This is a genomic window from Ruegeria sp. BA2 (assembly GCF_056539605.1).
This window is the reverse complement of the sequence record NZ_JBQFVE010000015.1, coordinates 38,785-58,704: the sequence shown is the minus strand read 5'-3', so window position 1 is coordinate 58,704 and position 19,920 is coordinate 38,785. Positions and strand designations below refer to the sequence as shown.

The window sequence follows — 19,920 nt, the reverse complement described above, 5'->3', positions numbered from 1 at the left end:
GGCTCAGTAAAGCCGCAGATATTCCTTAACTTCCCAATCCGTGACTGATTGATGATAGCGCTCCCACTCGTCGTTCTTGTAATCGAGGTATGATTTACGCATCACTGGCCCCATCACATGTTCCGCCATTTCGTCACTGCGCAAGGCTTCGATCGCATTGAACAAAGTGCGCGGCAAACGCCGGATCCCCAGCTCAGCAAGCTCGGTTTCGGTTTTGGAATACAGGTCGAAATCTGTCGGCTTACCCGGGTAAATCTTGTTTTTGATGCCCATAACTCCGCAACTCAGATGCATCGCCATCGCGAGATAGACATTCATGGTCATGTCGCAGGCGCGGTTTTCGATGCAATGGCGGCTCTGCGGCAGGCGGAACTGGGCCGAGCGGTTATTGAAACCGTATGTGATATTGGTTGGTGCCCAGGTGACTGTGCCACCCTCAAATCCACCGACACGAGGCACGAGGCCGTTGTAGGAGTTCACCGTCGGACAGGTAATCGCGGTGATCGCTTCAGCGTGCGGCATCAATCCGCCGACGGCCCATCGGCTTTCGTCGCTCCAGTCGCCATCGGGCGTTTCGAAAATGTTCTCACCCGGACGGCTTTCATGCTGCATCGACATGTTGATATGCGCACCCGATCGCCAGTCGCCCACTGTCGGTTTCGGCATAAAGGTCACGAACATCCCGTGCTTTTTTGCCACCTCTTTCAAAGTGATCCGCAGAAACGCCAGACGGTCGGACATCTCCAGCATGTTGGTATAGTGGAAATCAAGTTCGAACTGTGAATACGCACCCTCGGCTACTACGTCATGCAGGTTCCAACCCAGACCTTCGATGATGTCGATCATGTCTTTCAAAAATGCCATCGAGTCGATCGAGTATTCAACGTCATAGCCAAAAGCCTGACGGCGTGGTCGGACGCCGATAAAAGGGTCGTCGTCAAAAGCCTTCACCGGCTGACCGGCGTCGTCGTATTTCATTACGATGAACTCGGGCTCTACCCCGGCATAACCGGTGTACCCTTCCAGCGCAGCTTCGTGCATTGCGCGTTTCAGGGCCTGACGTGGGCAAACGTTATAAGGCGCATCTTCCCAATACAGGTCCGAGAATATGATCGCCATTGATGTGTCCCATGGACAGACATAGACGGCGTCAAGATCCGGCACTACCACTTGATCGCTGTCGGCGGGGCTGAGTTCGGGCACGTACGAAATCGAATGCACCGCAAATTGCGGGCCTTTCCCAAGGCAGAGCTGTTCAAAATCGCTTATCGGGACGGGTTTGGTTTTTGGAATGCCATGTAGGTCGATCCACGCGGCCATAACATACTTGACACCTGTCTCTTCCAAACGTTGTTGAACTTCTGGGATACGCGGGCGGTTCCGCTCTACAGCGTCGTGGAATGTCTCAAAATAGATGCGGGCGTTGGCATTATCCTTGGGCATTCGGCATCCTCCCATCGAATGGCTATTAGATTTGGTCCGCCAAGGGCGACGCCCCGGCGTTTGTACTGGTTTCTGTCGTCTTGTCGCTCAGCGAATAGGTGCTCAGCCGGGTACAAAATCTTCAGGGTCAATGCCCGGAACCTGAGTGATCCCGGCAAGCTGTTTCCAGTTGTGAGGGTAGGCGGCATAGAAGATCACGCACTTGCCGTCCGCCTCGTAGGAAATGTGGTTGTCCTTGGGAACAAACAGCACGTCACCACGGTTGCAGACATAGCTTTTGCCGTCGCAGACCAGCCGGAAGGTACCCTCAAGACAATAAATGATCTCGTCACAGGTCAGATCCCAAGGCACCTTGATGTTATTCAGTACATTGATACCGCCGCACATCGACTTGCTGAATTCGCTAGTCACCATCGGTTTGATGTAGGTATCGCTGTCGCCCATCGAGTCGTAACGGTTTTGAACCAGATCGAATTTGAAAAGTTGAGGTGTTTCACCCATGTGATCAGCCTTCCTGCGACAGATGTTTCAGTATGGATTCGTTTAATTCGACTTTGTAACCATCAGGGTCCTCGCAAAAGGCGATGACCCTTGTGCCGTTTTTCATCGGTCCCGGCGGGCGGGTGATGTTTACTCCGGCCGCAGCCAGCTGTTCGCATGCGGCAAAGACATCCGGTGTTTCGATACAGATGTGTCCCCAGCCGTTTCCCTTGTCATAAGGCGTGTCCTGATCCCAATTGGCGGTCAGCTCCAGTGTGGGAAACTCGGCCTCGGGCCCATAACCGATAAACGTGTTGGTGAATTTTCCTTCGGGATAATCCGTGCGCCGCAGCACCTCCATACCAAGAATTCCGCAATAGAAGTCCAGCGACTTCTCCATGTTTGTGACCCGCATCATCGTATGGGCCAGACGAAACCCTTTGGATATGGAGTTGCTCATTGTCTTTGTTCCTTCTTGCTTATTCGCCGGCCACGTCACGCTCGATCAAATCTTGAAAGGCGCGCACGCTATCCTCCCAGGCGGGCGACAAAAGCCCGCCATCCTCGGCGACCGGGGATTTGCGGCCTTCAAACATGCGCTCGACCATCTCGTGGTCTTCTTTATGGACATCCCACCATAGGTTCCTGAGAGCTTGTACTTCTTCGACGCTCAGTTTCTGGCCCTCGGTGGTATAAAGCGCTCGGTATTGGCGCATTTTTCCAGGGCCAATGGGAACGTTTAAATAAACGCCCAGCTGATCCGGGAAGTAACGACCCAGAATGAAATTCGGATACAGTGTCAGATAACGAGAGCTGACACCCAAACTGCCGGATGTGCCCAGCTCTTCATTCAGGTCCACCGCGCTGCCAATACAGGTGCCATCGATGATGGTATAGTGGTTTTCCAAGGGCTGATCGGTGGTCGAAGCATGTACGAACTGGACGTGGTAGGGCTCGATAAAATTCTCCATAATCAGCTTCCAGTTGGTGTCGATCTCACCAAAATCGAGCAATCCAATTGGTTCCAACCTATCAAAGTCCATCCCTTCGAGCCTGCTGATCAAGGGTGCTGCATAATCTTCGAAATCTGGTGCATTTCCATCCAGATTGACGAAGATCCAGTCGTGCCAGACATGGGTGCGGACCGGTTTCAGTCGATGGTTTTTGATGTCGAACCCGTCGAACTCCTGCTTTCCGGTTCCTGCAAAATGCGGTGCAGCCCTCAGGCGGCCATCCAGATCATAGGCCCAGGCGTGATAGGGGCAGCGGATCAGCTTGCCGACATTCTTGGGCTTGTCGACCAGTGTCATGCAGCGGTGCAGGCAAACATTATGAAATACTTGTATTGCACCATCACGGTTGCGCACCGCCAACAACGGCAAGTCGGCGCAGGTAACAGGATGTGCGTCGCCGGGATCAGCTATCTGATGGACAAACCCGATGAATACCCAATTCTTGGCCAGGACGGTCTGGCACTCCCGCTGCCAGAATTCTTGGCTGCGATACGCCTCAGCGATCAGCCCATGCTGAGGCCCGGCAACTGCCTGTGCGCTTTTCTCGGCAATTGTCATTGCTCCTCCCTTCGACGCTGCCACTTGCGCCCACCGGTGGAGAGCTTAGCGCAAGGTTTTTGTACCGTTTCTCGCGGATAGTCTGCTCGCAGACTTGTCCCTCCGCGCTGGTTTGATGTTCATTGCGAATATCGTATGCCAGCCCTCCCGGATTTCGATATCCGCTGACTATGTAGATATTTCAGCAAGAATCAGAAGTGTTCTGGTCAAAAAACGGCATATAGATACGAATTTCGAATAATTCACTCGAATTCGTAGCGTGGTTCACCAACTCGCCAGAATAATGCTAAAAAATCATTAGTAGTCACGCAGTATCGTACTTGAAAACTGCAGGTCAAAGGTCAAAAGATGTCGTTTTTCGCACTTCCGCCCAGAGATTGCCAGGTAACAATTGCGGAATTCGACACCCTAACCTAATCTGAGCTGCGAATACAGCAACCGAGCCTAAAGCATATGTCAGTCAGGAAGAAATCCAATATGCGCATCACCCAGAACATTCGATCCCCAAGAGATGACTTGAACCAACAAATCATCCGGCTTTTACAGCAAGACGGTCGAATGGCCTTCTCTGAAATTGCGCAGCAGTTGGATGTATCTGAAGGAACCATTCGCAACAGGGTAAGCGGGTTGCGGGACAACAACATGTTGCGGATCGTTGCGATGTCTGATCCCGTAGCCACGGAATACACCACCGACGCGATGATTGGGTTGAATGTGGCCACCGGTGTGACCCCGCGCCAGGTTGCCGAGCGTCTTGAAAAGCACCCTCGAGTGGTCTTCATTCTATGGGTCGCAGGGCGCTACGATTTAATCATTGAACTCGTCAGCGACGATAGCGATGCATTACAAGAATTTCTTGAACAAGAAATCCACGCAAGCGAAGATATCGCCAACGCTGACGTTATGCCGGGGCTGAAGAATTTTAAGAACCAGTTTCTGCTAAAGCAGGGTGTAAACGGGTGACCGGGAAAAACTCGATCGCTGAAATTTTGGGCGAACGGATTTTAATGGGGATTACTGGGGAAATCGTTACAACGATCTCAACACCGCGCCGACATCACGCACTCTTCTGAGCAAACCGGCATTGTCTGACTATTTTCTCTGAATGTTGGCTCCTGCAGTGAGTTACCGCTTTGGGTGACCAGCGGTAATTGTGCCAAGACTAAAAGACGGCGAGTTTGTCCGCAGAATGTGGGTTCGCCGAAGTTCAGATTTTGCTCATGCAGCGAATGGCAGGTTCAACGGGTCGCGCTGCAGTATTGCTAGGCATCGGCCAACGGCAGCAATGGGCCGTCCTCATCGTTTGAATGCACGCCCTCTTATGAGATGCCCAAAGAATTGGATGGTCCTTCGTTTTTTGGCTCGATGTGCCAGATGATACACCTAACCCTCTCGGCGTCGCAGGTACGGAATGGTGGCGTAGCGTTGAAGGCGCCAACTGGCTTGAAGTAAACGGTACCGGCACGCTTGAGACTGCCTGGTTTCATGATCATCCTGTCGTACAATTCTCTTGGAACGATGCGCGGGCTTACGCAGCTTGGGCAGGTGGCCGATTGCCGACCGAGGCTAAGTGGGAACATGCGGCGAGCGGCGGGCTGGGGGATGTGAGATATCCTTGGGGCGAAGAAAACCCGAACGATCATGATTTCTTTCCCTGCAACATCTGGCAAGGCACTTTCTCGCATCAGAACATTGAGTTGGATGGCTACGCAGCAACTGCGCCTGCTTCGTCGTTCGAGCCTAACGGCTAGCCCCGGTCGTTGGAGCACTTTTTGCCATAACGGGCGCGCTGTTGAGCTTAGGCTCCAAATGAGAGATTCGATTTATCTTCACGAACGACTTTGCCAGCACATAATACCAGAAGCAGCCGTTCATGCGTGTCGCAGCATTGGTTAGACTGAGCTCGCAGTTAGAATTCACCGCCATCCGTATGAATTGTTGCTGTCGCTGGCGTGTCACAAGAGAGTAGACCCACAGGGGACAATCGAATGCGACAGATTGCAGCGTCACATATAGGCTGCGCTGCTCCATATGTGACACTTTTTCGGTCGGATGGACTCTAAAGTTACAGACCAGTGTGGCGAGCTCATGTCATATTCTCAATAGCGCCCAAATATGCAGCATAGGGGCGGTTGGGCCTATTTGCGGTACGCAGTGTCGTATCGTGACTTGGAAGAGATCATGGCCGAACGCGGCGTGCAGGTGGACCACACCAATCTCAACAGGTGGGTTTGAGTCTCTCCATTTGCACATTATCGAAAGATCCGATTCAATAGAGCGTATGAGCTTTTCTTGTTCTCTAGTATAGCCGTGGATGAAATTTCCCGCGCAACTGGATTTCAAAATGCCACGTGCCTTTCGAAATGGTTTCGAAAAGAGTTTGGATTTAGCTGTCATGAAAAGAGCCTTTAAGGCTCACTGTTAAACCAAAACCACTCTTCGCTCGACGAGTATAACGCATATGTTAACTGTGCCATCAAACTTTGCGAAAAAGCCTCCGAAAGCCTTCTTACCTTTGACGAGGCGAGATTCAATGGCCAAATGCTTGCGACAGATCTCTTCCATGAGGTCGAATACTCCCACGAGGACAATGTGTTAAACACCAGGCCAATAGACTATCAACCTTCGATACCAGTGGCATCAGACATCAATGGTGATCGCCTCTGGCAAGTTTTGATAGCAAACCGGTCTTAAGAACCGCCGGATCGACAACGTTCCAACACTGGTCGCTCCAAAGTTCGTTGAGGCTGGATAAGGCCCGCCGTGGACCATGCTGTCCGCTACCTCGACACCAGTTGGGAAACCATTGAAGAGCACACGCCCGGCCTTTCGCTCAAGTACCGGTAGCAACTCTGCCGCAATACCGCCGTCGCCCGCATCCGTGTGAATCGTCGCAGTAAGTTGCCCGTCCATTCCGCGAGCCAGTGCCGCGAAATCATCTGTTGAGTTCGTGATCACAGCCATGCCCAGCGGGCCGAACACTTCATGCGCCAGCGCGGGGTTGGCCGCGAAGGTATCGGACGAAACTCGATACAGGAACGCGCTTGCTGTTCGGTCCTCCGCCGACCCCGCGTATACCGTTTCTACACCGTCGGCACCGGCAATCTGATCGCGCCCGTTGCGGAAGGATTGCGCTATGCTGTCTGTCAGCATCGTTTGCGCCGTCGCGTCCGCAAGTGCCTTTGCAGCCTCTGAGACAAACACATCCGCAGCATCCCCTTTGGGCAAGAAAACCAGCCCTGGATTGGTACAGAACTGTCCGACGCCCATCGTCAGGGAACTGGCCCAGCCACGTGCAATCTCTTGCCCCCGCGCGTCCAGCGCTGCGGGCAACACAAACATGGGGTTGACCGATCCAAGCTCGCCAAAGAAAGGGATGGGTTCTTCCCGTGCCGCACACAGATCGAACAAGGCGCGCCCGCCGCGCAGCGATCCGGTGAAGCCTACGGCCTTGATGAACGGGTTCTGAACCATGGCACCGCCAACGGCAACGCCACCATCATGGACAAAACTGAAGACACCGGGGTGCAAGTCAAGTGCGGCGCGCGCCGCGTCAATTGCTTCGGCAATGATTTCACCGGTGCCAGGATGTGCTGGATGCCCTTTTACAACAACTGGGCACCCTGCTGCCAGAGCGGCAGCTGTATCGCCTCCGGCTGTCGAGAATGCCAGCGGGAAGTTCGAGGCACCGAAAACCGCGACCGGACCGATGGGGCGTTGCACCATCTTCAAATCGGGGCGCGGTAAAGGTTGGCGATCCGGCAGAGCAGCATCGTGGCGAACATCCAGATAGTCACCCTTGCGGATATGCTCGGCAAACAGGCGGAGTTGCCCGGTCGTTCGACCGCGCTCGCCCTCAAGCCGCGCCTCAGGAAGACCGGTTTCCGCACTGCCAATCTCGGTAATCGCAGCCCCCCGGCTTTCGATTTCATCAGCGATCCGATCAAGAAAGTCCGCGCGCTCCTCGCGTTTCGAGTACCCAAACGACCAGAATGCTTCCTCTGCCGCGGCACAGGCTTTGGCAACAAGTTCTGGGGTGCCCGCCGAATATGTCTGTGGTGCACCGCTGGCTGGGGCAGATTGCAAACAGCCTTCACCCAGCATCCATTCTCCTGCAATCAGGTTTCTTCCGTCCATTTCAGTATCCTTAGATTAGGTCGCGCGACGCGAGATTTTTCATGAGAGCACTTGTACCAAATACCCAGGGCGGGCATTCGGTTGATAGCCTGACGGTATTGGAAAGCGTACCGAGATCAGGATTTGAGATTTCCACGATGTCACCCAGCTTGTGTGTAAAACCACCGCCCGGCGCATCGCGATCCTGAGTGGGTGCAAAAAGCGTGCCCAGCATCAGGAAAAACCCATCCGGGTATTGGTGATGCGCACCACGAGCCTGGCCCACGAGATTTTCAGGGTCGCGACTGATTTCTTTCATCGAGCTTGTCCCGTTCAGGACAAACCCATCCGGTCCGCTTACCCGCAATGTCAATTCGGCGCTACGAACATCGTCAAGATTATAACTGCCGTCGAACAAGCGCAGCATGGGCCCAATCGCACATGAAGCGTTGTTATCCTTCGCCTTCCCTAGCAGCAAAGCTGACCGTCCTTCGACATCTCGCAGATTCACGTCGTTGCCCAGCGTTGCACCTTTGATTGTGCCCTGGCTATCCACGGCAAGAACAACCTCGGGCTCCGGATTGTTCCAGGTTGATATCGGATGCAGTCCGATACTGGCCCCGAAGCCAACAGCGGACATGGCCTGAGACTTGGTAAAGACCTCGGCGTCGGGTCCGATGCCGACCTCAAGATATTGCGACCAGACATCTTCTGCGATCAATGCCTCTTTGAGCGTCATCGCCTTGTCCGAACCGGGAACAACCGCGCGCAGGCTATCGCCAAGGATTTCTGTGCACCTCTGACGGATTTTGTCAGCCGTTGCCGGATCACCCTTGGCCTTTTCTTCGATCACACGCTCTAGCATGGACGAAACAAATGTGACGCCACATGCCTTGATCGGCTGCAGATCGGATGGTGCGAGGAAATAAGGCCGAGACGGATCAGGGGTTTCAGTCGAGTTCGCCGCGATTTCTGACAGATCGCCAATGTCGGTGCCCGAGGCATCGCGCACCACAGCAGCAGGGTCTTCACACTCCAGCAGCGCCTGCATTGTCGGCAGCTTGGACGAGGTGATGTCGATCAGCCGATCGCCTTGCCGTGCGACCAATGCGGGGCCTTCCGCTTCGGGCAGCCAGACCCGCCCAACGAATGTTCCGGCATCTGGTAGGTTCAGTGTCATTCGGTGTTTCCCAATGATAAGAGTTTGGACAAAAGCGTATCCGCCTGTTCGCACGCGACCCAGGTCAGAGACATGTGGTCCGCGTCGTCTATGACGTGCCAAGCGGCGTTCTCTGGCTGAGCCATCAAGGCCCCGCCACGCAAATATTCATAGGTTTCCTTGCCCCCATTTACGTACAGAACAGGTGGACGTTCCTGATGCGGGTGAAGTGAAAACGCGGTGACATCTTCGGGCGTCAGGTTAAGCTCTGGCTGCAAGAACGACAGACGCACCGGGGCCAGATCAAACACTCCGCTAAGCGAGATGATCCCTGCCGTGCGCTTGGCCAGCGCCGTGTCCGCCATCGCAGACAGTGCCAGGTGCGCGCCCGCCGAATGGCCGATTAACACCAATCTGCTGTTGGGAAACTGGTTCGACAGTCTGTGCAGCGCAGCTTTGGCATCGCTGACAACATCGCCCAGGCTCACTTCGGGCATCAGCCGGTATTCGATATTTGCAACATGGGCCCCTGCCGAGCGAAATGCAGGCATCATGAAACGATGCGTCTCTGCCTCGAGCGCACGCCAGTATCCACCGTGCAGGATAATCGGCAACAGGTCAGCACTTCCGGCGCCATCGATCCATTCCACCCATTGGCGTGGGTGATCCCCGTAAACCGCGCGCGAGAATTGATAGCTGCCGGTGACGTCATCACTGTCCTTTGCCATGTTCTGCACAGCCAGGGCAAAGTCAGGTATGATTTCCGAGAATTTGAACTGTTTGTCCCAGAATACTTGTGTCATTGATTTTCCAGCTTCGAGTTGGCGATCTGATCGTAGGCTTGATTCAGCGCGCGAATTTGTCCCTCGGTGGCGGCGCGGACCGAATTCATCATCAGGCCCACCAAAGCAGTGCTTTCGGCTGTGCTTGCAACCGATACCAAAAGCACATTGCTGCGTCGTGCAAGCCTGTCTTCAAACCAGCGCAAGCCCACTTCGCTGACTGAGCCGATGCTCAGATCTGGAACGGTTTCAAAACTATAGGAACGTTGAAGTTCGGCATTTCGTGTCTCACGACCGATCGAGTGCGGACCCATGAACAGATCCATATCCTGCGAAATCGCCAAAAATGACGTCAACTGCGTGCTCTGACTGAGCTGTAGCAGGATGGGTTGCACAAGCGGCGCCAGCAGTCCCAGCCCAAATCCTTGCAACCCCACGCGCACTGCCGACGGACCAGAGAGATAGGTACCAAGACTGTCGCGACGCAGAAAGCCATCTGCCTCAAGCGTTGCCGTATGGCGATAGCCGCTGCTTACTGGCAGACCGGCTGCGCGGATCAAACCTGCGGGGGTCGCGTAAGCCTCGTGCACCGGGGCTGAGACGAGCGCCTCGAATACCTCGACCGCGCGCTCATGCGCTGATTGCGTCATCCCGTTATCCTCGCTTTTTTGGGCGCTTTGCTGCTGCGCAGTGCCGGGCCTTGGGATAGGATCGCGTCGTCGGACAGATCCCAGGCCACATGCAATTCAGCCCAGGTATCGGCCTTGACCGAAGCGGTCTCCAGCCCGCGCGGCAGAACGATCCTGACAGGTTCTTCCACCCTTTTAGGCACCGCATTTCCATTCAGAACATCCAGCGACAGGCCGAGCGCGCGCGCGCCCATGCTTGCCGGGTAGTCAAGCGCCGCCATTGGCACCTTGTGGTGCAGACAAAGCTTGTACATCTCATTGAGATCGCCACCAGTATGGGCCGGCATCTGCTGCCCGCCATCCAAAAAACGACGAACCGATCCGACTCCCTGCAAGCCGCTATCGCACCAGACACCATCCGGGGGCCGGCCAGCCTCGGCCAGAACCTGATCAATGGCCTGGTATCCGCCCGCTTCGGTCCAATCTGTGTAGCTTACGTTTTCGACGCGGATCCCCGGGAACTCTGAAAATACTGAAAGGGCGGCCTGTTGCCGGCGCAGCGCCGGGCTGGCCCCGTCAAGGCCGCTTAGCATCCAGATGCGGCCCTGGCCCGACAAATGCTCGGCCAGCCACAGCGCGCTCAGGCGTCCAATGCGGTGGTCAGAGGCCGTCACAAACGAAACCAGCGAAGACCGATCATTAGGCCGCCGATCAACCGCAACGATTGGCAGCCCATCTGCCGCCAACTCTCCCAGCCGGTTGCTCAGGGCGGTGTCGTTTACCGAAGTGATCGAAATCAGCAAAAGGTCGATGCCGGTTTCAACCAACTCATCGATATGCCGGAGTTGGACTTCCGGATCGTCTTGCGCATCCAACACGGTAAATTCAGCGATACTGGCTTGGGCAATGCGTTCGGCATAGGACATGCTTTGCAACATGGCCCGCCGCCAGGCATTGCTGCTGGATGCATTGGAAAACCCGATCCGGAAAGGTGCCTGCGCCTGAAAACGTTCGGTTGCGACGGTGCGCACAAGCGCGGGATCCCATTCCAGGTTCGGGGATGGGTCCAGAGTTTCCGAAGCAACGTGCACAGGGCGCGCGGCGAGCTTTTTGCCTGCGGTAGGTTCTGCCGCATCGAGTGGGGCGAACAACATGCCCCGCGCCTTAGGTCCAAGGCGCAGGAAGCCATGATCATAGCGTTCTAACCAACCCGCCGCGACCATCGCCCGTAACAAACCGAATCCGGTAGAACGGGACGCGCCCAAGTCTGTCAGGATGTCATGTGTGGAACGTGGCGTGTTTTTAGCATCGAACCCTTTCAGGATCGCCACGATGCGCTGCATGTTTGATTTGTCATCCTTAGACATCGGTGTCTTTCTGATCAGTTCTGCGACCGCTTCATGTAAACGGCAGCAGCAAGGATAATAAGCGTTCCCTTGATCACCAATTGCAACTCGATCGAGAGGCCCAGAATAACTACGATGTTGAACAGCGATACCAGGATCAGCGCGGCCAGCAAAACGCCAGGCACAGATCCTTTGCCGCCTGACAATGCCGCGCCGCCAATCACTGCGGCGGCGATGCTATCCAGTTCATAGCCGCGCCCGGTCCAGTTATCGACGATCCCGACGTAACCCACTAGGAACAACCCCGCGATTGCGGCCAGTACGCCCGAAATCACAAAGGCCATGACAACCAGAAATTTCGTCGGTGCTCCGGTCATATAGGCGGCCTCGGGGCTGTCGCCGTAAAGCTTCAGCCGACGCCCGAATACAGTCCGCTCCAACAGCCAATGCATGCCGATGCCGACAATAATCAGCGCGATTACGGCTACGGGTATCCCAAGGATATCACCCGTGGCCAGCCAGCGGAATGTTTCCGGCAAAGTGCCCCCTGGTGCACCTTTTGTATAGGCAAACCGAACGCCCTGCAGCACGATCATTGTCGCAAGCGTTGCCAGAAATGGCGTCACCTTTCGATAGGCGACCAGATATCCGTTGATGGCCCCAATAAACGCACCCAGCAGCAAGCCAACAATGAATATTATTGGCGTCGAGTCGATAAGTGAGGTGGATAGGACAGCAACCGTCGCCATGATCGATGCGACGGACAGATCAAGCCCCCGAACGATGATAACGATCATCTGACCAATCACGACGAACCCAAGCGGTGCCGCCTGGATCAGGATATCCTTAAGGTTCGCAGGCGTCAGAAAACGCGGCGAAAGCGCCGTTGTTACAGCCCAGATCACCGCCAGGAAACCCAGCAGGATCAAAAGCTCTCGCCGTTGCGCGGCGCGTACGGTTGCGCGGTTGGGTTTGACTTGCGCGGGGTTTGTGGTGGTCGCGGTCATGACTTGCCCTTCCCTGCAAAGACTGAAACGGCAGCAATGATGATCAGCCCTTCGGCGATCCATTGGTAATAGCTTGAGATGTTCATAAAGTTCAGAACATTCGCCAAAAGCGCCAGCAGGATCACGGCAAGAGCTGTCCCCAGCACCCCACCTTTTCCACCGGCAAGCAATGTGCCGCCAACGATCACCGGAGTGATCGACCGCAGGTCGAACCCGACACCTGCGCGCGGGTCACCCACGCCAAAACGTCCGGTCATGTACATCGCAGCAACGGCACATAGCAGGCCCGAAAGTGCATAGATCGCAACTTTGGTCTGTTTCACCGGCAAACCGGACACAGCCGAGGCGGTCTCATTATCGCCGATGGCATAGATACGGGTGCCGAAAGTTGTGCGCCACAGCATGAATCCGATCAATAGATACAGGACGACCACGAACATCATGCCGTAGGGCATCACGCCCAGACGACCATAGGTAAAATCCTCGAAGAACAACGGCACTGACCCGGACGGCTGCCGTGTGATCAGCAAGGCGGCCCCGGCAAGGATTGTCGAGGTCCCAAGCGTCGTAATCAGCGGGTGCACGCCGACATAGGCCGTCACCGCCCCGTTGATCATCCCAATGAAGATGCCAAGCGCGACAACTGCGGCCATCGCAAGCAAAAGCGATCCAGTTGAATCCCCGGCAAGAGCTGCGAAGACCACGCATAGAAAACTCAGCGCGCCTGCATAGCTAAGGTCAATACCCCCGGACAGGATCACTATGGTCTGCGCCAGTGCAACAATGGCCAGAGCAACCATTTGGTCTTGTACGTTGGCCATGTTGAGCAGGCTGGCAAACCGGTCCGAGGTCGAGATGCCGATCACAAAGACGATCGCGATCAGAGCGACAACGACCAGATGAACGGGCTGGGCGCGTGTGGCGCGGGCAATCGTGCTCATGCGGCGACTCCGTGATGGGTAGACGTTTCAGCAGCAGCAACCGTGATGATCGCTTCCTCGGTGATCTCGTTGCCTGTCAGTTCCTTGGCCAATTCTCCGTCGCGCATCACAAAGACGCGGTCGCACAGGCCAACGATCTCAATCAATTCGGACGAGATCATAAGCAGAGCCATTCCTTCATCCGCTAGTTCGCGCAGCGTCTTGTAAATCTCTGATTTTGCACCAACATCGACACCGCGCGTCGGCTCATCTAGGATCAGCAGCTTGGGCCGGTTCTCCAGAAGGCGTGCAATCAAGACCTTCTGCTGGTTGCCACCTGACAAGGCCGAAATCGGCAGCCCCACGTGATCAACAACCACGCCTCGACGCTCTTTGAGCACCGCAGCGCGCTGTTCCTCGTGGCCCGGCGGGATCGCGTTGTGATGCACACCAAAGCCCGGGGTAGTGGCGGAAAAATTCCGCGCAACCGAAGAATTGAGGAACAGACCATCGTCCTTTCGGGACTCCGTCAGCATGAGAATCCCAGCCTCGATGCAACCGGCAGGGTCCCGGTGAGGCATCAGCTCGCCCATCAGCTTAACATCCCCTGTCGATGGTGCAGCGCCGTAAAGCGCCAGCGCCAGTTCAGTCCGGCCCGATCCGACCAAACCCGCCAATCCCACAATCTCACCAGCGTGAACGTTCAGATTGATTGGCGGAAGGTCAGGGGCGACTTGGAGGTTTTCGACCTCCAGCACCTTTTCACCCGCAAGCGGATCGTCCGCTTTCGGGGGGAACAGATCACCCAGTTCACGACCGACCATCGCGGCAATGACGCTGTCATGGGTGTAATCATTGGTCGGCCCTTTTGAGGTTACGACACCATCCTTGATCACAGTGATGTCTGTGCAAATCTCGAATATCTCATCCAGCCGATGAGATACGTAAACAAGCCCCATACCGCGCTCGCGCAGTCCTTCAATGATCCGAAACAGGTGCCTGGTCTCATTCTGGCTCAGAACAGCGGTGGGTTCATCCAGGATGAGAACTTTGGCTTCGACCCGCAATGCCTTGGCAATTTCAACCATCTGCTTGTCTGCCACAGACAAGGTCTCAACCAAATCGTCGGGGTTAAGCGAGATGCCAAGATCGTCCAACAAAGCCTGTGCGTTTTGCTTCAGTGCTTTACGGTCGATCAGGCCAAACCGTGTGCGAGGTTCTGCCCCGAGAAAGATGTTTTCCGCAATCGACAGGGCTCCTAACACCGAAAACTCCTGGTGAACAACTGCGATCCCGGCGGCAAGGCTCTGGCGTGGGTCTGACCATCCAGCTTCTTGCCCTTCGAATTCCACATATCCTCCGGTCGGTGTGTAGAGGCCGGTCAACAATTTGATCAGGGTCGACTTTCCGGCACCGTTCTCGCCACACAGCGCAACGGCATGATGGCCATGGACTTCGAATTCGATCCCTTTGAGCACTTCATTCGGCCCAAAAGATTTGCTGAGGCCACGCGCGGCCAGATATGGCTGTGCCATTGTGTCTCCTCCCCCGGAGTAGCGAGGCGGCCAGTAATAGCCGCCTCAACCAGTTGTTATTTCGGATAAACTGCCGAGAACGTCGCCGGGTCATAGTCGGCACCCACGCCCGAAGACATGATGACCGAACCGGGCTTGTCCATCAGCGCATAATCCGCAACATAGACGTCGGCCTGAACCGAAGGTGTCTCATGCCCCTCCGAGACAACAACCTGCTGGTTCACTTCGATCCGCTTCGGAATGCCTTTGCCATCAAGCACGTCGAACAGAACTTCGAAGGCGCGTGCGCCCATTGCAGGCGGGTAATCGATCCCGATCATCGGCACGTCATTGTTGACCGACAGTTGATACATTGCGTTGAAGTCGCCGCCGGTATGAGGCGGGATTGTTCCGGCTTCGTATCCCGCCGCAAGGAAAGCTTCGATTGAGCCTGAACCCTGCAGACCGGAATCCGCCCATACACCCGAAATGTCATCACCGTATTTCTGGATCAGCGCAGACATGATCGTTTTGCCGTTCGCAGGCGACCAGCTGGTGTATTGCGTTTCCAGCACTTCCAGTTCCGGGAATTGGTTGAACACTTCCATTGCGGCTTCGATGCGCGCTTCGGCGGGTGACGCACCGGCGAGACCGCCAAGCATCACAACCTTACCTTTGCCGCCCAGCTTTTCCGCCAGCCATTGGGCCGAGATACGGCCCAACGCCTGGTCCGACGCTGTTACAAAGCTGATGAAATTTTCCTTGGATGGAACCGAGCGGTCGACCAGAACCACCGGAATACCCTGCCGCTTAGCGCGGCGAATAACCGGATCCATGGCCTCGGCCGTTGCAGGTGAGATCAGCAGGATGTCGACACCCTGCGCAATCAGGTCCTGCACGTCCGCAGCCTGTTTGCTGGGGTCGTCATTTGCATCTGTGATGATGAACCGGCTCAGCTTGTCGGCATTGCGCTCTGCTGCTGCCTCGATGCCATGCAGCATTGCCACACGCCACGGGTTCGAGATCGAAGCGTTCGAAAAGCCGATTGTGTATGGCCCTTCTTTCTTATGTTCAGATGCATCATGAATTTCAGTGGCACCCGGGTTCCACAGAAAGGTTCGTGGCACGCCCTGATATCCGTCGGCCATTGCCGAACCGGCAAACAGCCCCAGAGTCACGGCAGCCGCCGCGGTTTTAATCATACGCATAAGTTTCCTCCCTGGCGTATTGGATTGTTTTTGATTACTCGGCAGCGCGGATCAGCCCGCCTGCGTTGATCCCGGTGCGGGGATCCTTGAACATCACCCCGTCCTTCATGATCATCGAAAGATTGTCCTGATGCTGAACCAGGCTGACGTCCTGCGTGACATCGCCCTTGACCAGCAACAGATCAGCCAAAAAGCCTTCTTTGACCTGGCCGATCTCGTCTTCCATCTGCATCAGCTGCGCACCAACTGTTGTGGCACATCGCAGAGCTTCGACAGGTGAATAGCCAAAGTAACGCACAAAATGTTCGAGATCGCGGGCGTTCTGACCCATCGGTGTCACCGCAAACCCATAGTCACCGCCCACGGCAACACGCAGCCCGCGTTTGCGGATTTCATGATATGTCGCGCAGGTGGCATCGAATTTTCGAAAGAGGTTCAGCTCCTCCGCGACTTCTGGGGTGATCCCGACCACTTCCCCTTCACGGGTGGCGTTGTGGACCAGTCCGAAGGCTGGCCCTAGGATCACACGGTCTTTGGCCTCTTCCAGCATATCCAGCGCTTCTTCATCAGCGAAATCGCAGTGGTAGATGCAATCGACACCGTGGCGCACCGCCATTTTCACGGATTCCGATGACCGGGCATGGGCGGCAACGGTTTTACCGTACTTCCTGGCAACGGCCATGAAGGCCGCCAGCTCATCGTCTTCAAGCGGCGTGATTTCAGCGCGGGCAAACGAAACAAACTCATCACCCGAAATGTTGATCTTCATGTTGTCGACATTGTCGCGTACACATTCTCGCGCCACGCGCCGCATCTCGATCGGACCATCGGCAACCAGACCAAAGCTTTCTTGATAAATATGCCGCTTACGCTCATCACCCAAGCCAGCGGTGGTCGTGATTTCCGGGCTTGAGGCCCGCATCCGCGGCCCATCCAACATACCTTCGTTGATGGCATCGCGCGCGGTCACACCCAGCATCGGCTTGGCGGATGCCGCTTCGAAGATTGAGGTAAAGCCGTGGCTCAGCAGCAGTCGCAGGTTCTGTGCGGTCAACAACATGTGCTGCTCGGGACACAGCTGGCCAAGCTCGAACGGCTCACCGACACCGGTGAAGCTGGGATGGCAGTGGCCCTCAACCATACCTGGCATCAAAGTATGGCCGGTGCCGTCAATCACTTCGCCCGTTACCTCAGAAGGATTGCTCTCTCCTTTTGTGACGGATGTAATCTTGTTGCCGGATATTGTGACAGCACCCGGAAAGCTTTCATCCGATACGCCGTCCCAGATCTTTGCACCTGTAATGGTGATTTGTGACATTCTCTCCTCCCAGAGCACATACATTCGTCGCGGTGATGCTGGAGAAGATGCATTAGATTCACATCAAATTATCGCGCGATTCACGGAATGAATCCCGTATCTTGGACTATGCCAATATATAGGTTTATCTAATTCTAAGTATTTAATTGAACAATGAACTGTTTGGGTAGTTCCACTAGTGCTAATCGGACAGGTCGCGGGTTCTGTTGCAAAGTTTCTTGCTGAGTGCAGGTACCGCGCTGCCCCTGCGGGTTAAGCAGCCAATTCCGAAAATTGACGGAACGGACAGATTCCAGGCGTGAACTGACCTTTACGGATCATGTGCGACACTTCGATTCCTGCAAGAGTTGCGGATGCAGATGCAAAGGACTTGAAGCCGAGCATCGGGCGTGTTCGCCTTTTGATGAAACGATGGTCTTGTTCTACGATGTTGTTCAGATATTTCTGCCTGACCATCTCTATCAGGATGGGGCAACCAAAGCCTCTGAGCATTTTGTTGATCGCCTTGATGCCAGCAGTGTTCACCCCGCTTCTGTCGATAACCATCTTTCGCGGTAAGCCGCTGACCTCAAGCATCCGGGCAAAGAACTTTGTGGCGGCTGGCTTGTTTTGCCGTGTTTATCGACAGCGCGATAGAGATAGACTCACGTGCCTTTCACTTTGATGTACGTTTCATTCATTCTCCAAGAGCGGTCGCTCGGACCCTTACGGTGACGCGCTGCTTCAGCGATTGCGCCTGCATACCGTGACACCCAGCGGTTCAGCGTAGTGTGGTCCACCGCGACGCCTCGCTCATGCATAAATTCTTCCAGATCACGATATGAAACGCCATACCGAAGATAGAAGAAGACCGCAAACAGGATGACGTCCTTTGGATATTGTGCGCCTTTGAAAGAGATCATGAACTAGCTTTCGACCATAAATTAGAGCGAATTATTCGCTCGCTACATCTATGACCGTCAATGGTCAAAACTTTGCAACAGAACCCTTCGGCTTTCTCAGAAAGGTGATCCACCTTTTCTGTGTTCCGACGCCCACGTGGTTGTCAATGTATATGTCTGCTGTCTGCTTTTCTGGCTAAACTGTAAACTTTGAACTTGGATTTACGCGAGTGTGTTTCCGACTTTGTTGCGTAAGCTCACAACCGGTCCCTACTGAAACATATCGGCAGAAATCGCAGAGTACCAATTCTCAGATTCTTCATATGTTGTCTTGCGCAGCGCAGTGTTTTCGCCGACCTGACTGATAAAGCCATCAACGCGAGCGATTTTTTCTTCTGTTGCTTCATACGTTGCCCCAACTTTCACGCCATCGTTCACAGCGATCAAAGACCAGCAGGTATTTGCATATCTCGGGGGGAATATACGTGATCCGGTTAACGCACCGCGCACAGCGTTGGCGCAGACCTTGGCCTGCGAATTGGCGGAAAAACCGGATTTTGGCATGTCACCCTGCTGGCTGGCATCGCCCAATACATAGACATCCGGGTCGGTTTTTGAGGACATGTCAGCAGAGTTCACCGGTGCCCAACGGCCATCTGTTACACCTGCAAGCTCGGCGATCCGTCCGGCTTTCATTGCAGGAATGACGTTGCAGACATCTACAACCATTTCCTCACCATCAATCGTCAGCGTCATTTGATCCGGGTTAACCGAGACCTCTCCGCCGCCAAAATCTTCGCCGATCCAGTCGATCATACCCGGATAATGCGTAGCCCAGCCTTCTTCAAACAGCGCCATTTTTGAGAATTTCGGTTTTGGGTCAGCGATGACAATTTTGGCGGTCGGGTTGGTGGTCTTCAGAACATGCGCCACCATGGAAATGCGTTCATAAGGCCCCGGTGGGCAGCGATAGGGATTTGGCGGCGCTACCATCGCATATACCCCACCTTCGGGCATGTTTTCGATCTGCGCACGCAAAAGCTGGGACTGAGATCCGGCCTCATAGGCGTGGGGCATTTTGTTCTGCGCTGACAGGGTCCAGCCGGGAACGGACCCTTCGACAAAATCAATGCCCGGGGCCAGGATCAGTTTGTCATAAGGCAGAACTTCGCCTCCGGCCAGAGTCACGGTGTTATCTGCCCGATCAACCGAAATGGCCCAGTCATGGATAACGTTGATGCCGTATTTTGCGGCAAGCGCCCCATAGGTGTGCCCAATTTCCTCGATCGATTTCAGGCCACCGATATAAAGGTTCGAAAAGAAGCAGCTGAAATAAACCTGAGATGGTTCGACCAGAGAGACATCAATCGCCCCCTCGCTGTCCTTCGCGATATACCGGGCAGCCGTGGCTCCGCCTGCCCCGCCGCCGATCACGACAACACGAGGTTTCCCAGTGCCTTGCGCCAACACTGTCGGCGCTGACAGAACACCTGTCGCGGCACCCAGAAACTTGCGTCTATTCCATGTCATCTGCGTCCCTCCCCGT

At 55.0% G+C, this 19,920-nt stretch carries 17 protein-coding genes and 1 pseudogene; 2 read left to right on the top strand and 16 right to left on the bottom strand.

Annotated elements, in window-relative coordinates:
• Window positions 1–3: 3 nt before the first annotated feature.
• From ACR0NN_RS21790 to ACR0NN_RS21775, 4 genes are all read right to left on the bottom strand, one after another.
• The gene (locus ACR0NN_RS21790) at window positions 4–1,443 is read right to left on the bottom strand and encodes a glutamine synthetase family protein (protein WP_480685547.1); all 1,440 of its coding nucleotides are present in this window, start codon (window positions 1,441–1,443) and stop codon (window positions 4–6) included.
• A 102-nt stretch (window positions 1,444–1,545) separates the two neighbouring features.
• On the bottom strand, window positions 1,546–1,944 hold the full coding sequence (locus tag ACR0NN_RS21785; protein ID WP_170726541.1) for a cupin domain-containing protein: 399 nt from the start codon (window positions 1,942–1,944) through the stop codon (window positions 1,546–1,548).
• A 4-nt stretch (window positions 1,945–1,948) separates the two neighbouring features.
• Window positions 1,949–2,383: a lactoylglutathione lyase gene (gene gloA / locus ACR0NN_RS21780; RefSeq protein WP_170683584.1), complete on the bottom strand. Its 435-nt coding sequence runs from the start codon at window positions 2,381–2,383 to the stop codon at window positions 1,949–1,951.
• Between the two features lie 19 nt (window positions 2,384–2,402).
• Window positions 2,403–3,494, bottom strand: a complete 1,092-nt coding sequence (locus ACR0NN_RS21775) for an aromatic ring-hydroxylating oxygenase subunit alpha (RefSeq protein ID WP_170726543.1) — start codon at window positions 3,492–3,494, stop codon at window positions 2,403–2,405.
• A 516-nt stretch (window positions 3,495–4,010) separates the two neighbouring features.
• On the opposite strand from ACR0NN_RS21775, the gene ACR0NN_RS21770 reads away from it, so the two are divergent.
• Together ACR0NN_RS21770 and ACR0NN_RS21765 are read left to right on the top strand one after the other, a co-directional pair.
• Entirely contained in the window at window positions 4,011–4,457 is a 447-nt protein-coding gene (locus ACR0NN_RS21770; RefSeq protein WP_170683586.1) for an Lrp/AsnC family transcriptional regulator, read from the top strand.
• A 404-nt stretch (window positions 4,458–4,861) separates the two neighbouring features.
• The gene (locus tag ACR0NN_RS21765) at window positions 4,862–5,245 is read left to right on the top strand and encodes an SUMF1/EgtB/PvdO family nonheme iron enzyme (RefSeq protein WP_170726556.1); all 384 of its coding nucleotides are present in this window, start codon (window positions 4,862–4,864) and stop codon (window positions 5,243–5,245) included.
• 889 nt (window positions 5,246–6,134) lie between these two features.
• Here the strand turns inward: ACR0NN_RS21765 and ACR0NN_RS21760 are convergent.
• From ACR0NN_RS21760 to ACR0NN_RS21705, 12 genes and pseudogenes are all read right to left on the bottom strand, one after another.
• Window positions 6,135–7,631 carry an aldehyde dehydrogenase (NADP(+)) gene (locus ACR0NN_RS21760; RefSeq protein ID WP_170726561.1) on the bottom strand — a complete coding sequence of 499 codons (1,497 nt, stop codon included), beginning with the start codon at window positions 7,629–7,631 and terminating at the stop codon, window positions 6,135–6,137.
• Between the two features lie 10 nt (window positions 7,632–7,641).
• Complete coding sequence (locus tag ACR0NN_RS21755) at window positions 7,642–8,790, bottom strand: fumarylacetoacetate hydrolase family protein (protein ID WP_170726567.1); 1,149 nt, start codon at window positions 8,788–8,790, stop codon at window positions 7,642–7,644.
• Window positions 8,787–9,572: an alpha/beta hydrolase gene (locus ACR0NN_RS21750; RefSeq protein WP_480685543.1), complete on the bottom strand. Its 786-nt coding sequence runs from the start codon at window positions 9,570–9,572 to the stop codon at window positions 8,787–8,789. Before ACR0NN_RS21750 ends, ACR0NN_RS21755 begins: the two co-directional genes overlap by 4 nt.
• Complete coding sequence (locus ACR0NN_RS21745; protein WP_170726573.1) at window positions 9,569–10,201, bottom strand: helix-turn-helix domain-containing protein; 633 nt, start codon at window positions 10,199–10,201, stop codon at window positions 9,569–9,571. The genes ACR0NN_RS21750 and ACR0NN_RS21745 overlap by 4 nt, the downstream gene beginning before the upstream one ends.
• Complete coding sequence (locus tag ACR0NN_RS21740; RefSeq protein ID WP_170726575.1) at window positions 10,198–11,547, bottom strand: substrate-binding domain-containing protein; 1,350 nt, start codon at window positions 11,545–11,547, stop codon at window positions 10,198–10,200. The genes ACR0NN_RS21745 and ACR0NN_RS21740 overlap by 4 nt, the downstream gene beginning before the upstream one ends.
• Before the next feature lie 14 nt (window positions 11,548–11,561).
• Window positions 11,562–12,533, bottom strand: a complete 972-nt coding sequence (locus ACR0NN_RS21735) for an ABC transporter permease (protein ID WP_170726578.1) — start codon at window positions 12,531–12,533, stop codon at window positions 11,562–11,564.
• The gene (locus tag ACR0NN_RS21730) at window positions 12,530–13,474 is read right to left on the bottom strand and encodes an ABC transporter permease (RefSeq protein WP_170726579.1); all 945 of its coding nucleotides are present in this window, start codon (window positions 13,472–13,474) and stop codon (window positions 12,530–12,532) included. Before ACR0NN_RS21730 ends, ACR0NN_RS21735 begins: the two co-directional genes overlap by 4 nt.
• On the bottom strand, window positions 13,471–14,988 hold the full coding sequence (locus tag ACR0NN_RS21725; RefSeq protein ID WP_170726582.1) for a sugar ABC transporter ATP-binding protein: 1,518 nt from the start codon (window positions 14,986–14,988) through the stop codon (window positions 13,471–13,473). Before ACR0NN_RS21725 ends, ACR0NN_RS21730 begins: the two co-directional genes overlap by 4 nt.
• 56 nt (window positions 14,989–15,044) lie before the next feature.
• Window positions 15,045–16,175, bottom strand: a complete 1,131-nt coding sequence (locus ACR0NN_RS21720) for a substrate-binding domain-containing protein (protein ID WP_170726585.1) — start codon at window positions 16,173–16,175, stop codon at window positions 15,045–15,047.
• A gap of 34 nt (window positions 16,176–16,209) precedes the next feature.
• Window positions 16,210–17,493: an amidohydrolase family protein gene (locus ACR0NN_RS21715; protein ID WP_170726588.1), complete on the bottom strand. Its 1,284-nt coding sequence runs from the start codon at window positions 17,491–17,493 to the stop codon at window positions 16,210–16,212.
• A 252-nt stretch (window positions 17,494–17,745) separates the two neighbouring features.
• Window positions 17,746–18,395, bottom strand: a pseudogene (locus tag ACR0NN_RS21710) (IS6 family transposase).
• A 249-nt stretch (window positions 18,396–18,644) separates the two neighbouring features.
• Window positions 18,645–19,904, bottom strand: coding sequence for an NAD(P)/FAD-dependent oxidoreductase (locus ACR0NN_RS21705; protein WP_170726590.1), 1,260 nt, complete (start codon window positions 19,902–19,904; stop codon window positions 18,645–18,647).
• Window positions 19,905–19,920: the final 16 nt, after the last annotated feature.

Excerpts from the sequence above, each read along its gene's own strand:
- ACR0NN_RS21755 (WP_170726567.1), bottom strand. The coding sequence starts at position 8,790 with ATGACACTGAACCTACCAGATGCCGGAACATTCGTTGGGCGGGTCTGG.
- gloA (WP_170683584.1), bottom strand. The coding sequence starts at position 2,383 with ATGAGCAACTCCATATCCAAAGGGTTTCGTCTGGCCCATACGATGATG.
- ACR0NN_RS21740 (WP_170726575.1), bottom strand. The coding sequence starts at position 11,547 with ATGTCTAAGGATGACAAATCAAACATGCAGCGCATCGTGGCGATCCTG.
- ACR0NN_RS21790 (WP_480685547.1), bottom strand. The coding sequence starts at position 1,443 with ATGCCCAAGGATAATGCCAACGCCCGCATCTATTTTGAGACATTCCAC.
- ACR0NN_RS21750 (WP_480685543.1), bottom strand. The coding sequence starts at position 9,572 with ATGACACAAGTATTCTGGGACAAACAGTTCAAATTCTCGGAAATCATA.
- ACR0NN_RS21725 (WP_170726582.1), bottom strand. The coding sequence starts at position 14,988 with ATGGCACAGCCATATCTGGCCGCGCGTGGCCTCAGCAAATCTTTTGGG.
- ACR0NN_RS21785 (WP_170726541.1), bottom strand. The coding sequence starts at position 1,944 with ATGGGTGAAACACCTCAACTTTTCAAATTCGATCTGGTTCAAAACCGT.
- ACR0NN_RS21760 (WP_170726561.1), bottom strand. The coding sequence starts at position 7,631 with ATGGACGGAAGAAACCTGATTGCAGGAGAATGGATGCTGGGTGAAGGC.
- ACR0NN_RS21735 (WP_170726578.1), bottom strand. The coding sequence starts at position 12,533 with ATGACCGCGACCACCACAAACCCCGCGCAAGTCAAACCCAACCGCGCA.
- ACR0NN_RS21715 (WP_170726588.1), bottom strand. The coding sequence starts at position 17,493 with ATGTCACAAATCACCATTACAGGTGCAAAGATCTGGGACGGCGTATCG.
- ACR0NN_RS21720 (WP_170726585.1), bottom strand. The coding sequence starts at position 16,175 with ATGCGTATGATTAAAACCGCGGCGGCTGCCGTGACTCTGGGGCTGTTT.
- ACR0NN_RS21730 (WP_170726579.1), bottom strand. The coding sequence starts at position 13,474 with ATGAGCACGATTGCCCGCGCCACACGCGCCCAGCCCGTTCATCTGGTC.
- ACR0NN_RS21745 (WP_170726573.1), bottom strand. The coding sequence starts at position 10,201 with ATGACGCAATCAGCGCATGAGCGCGCGGTCGAGGTATTCGAGGCGCTC.
- ACR0NN_RS21705 (WP_170726590.1), bottom strand. The coding sequence starts at position 19,904 with ATGACATGGAATAGACGCAAGTTTCTGGGTGCCGCGACAGGTGTTCTG.
- ACR0NN_RS21775 (WP_170726543.1), bottom strand. The coding sequence starts at position 3,494 with ATGACAATTGCCGAGAAAAGCGCACAGGCAGTTGCCGGGCCTCAGCAT.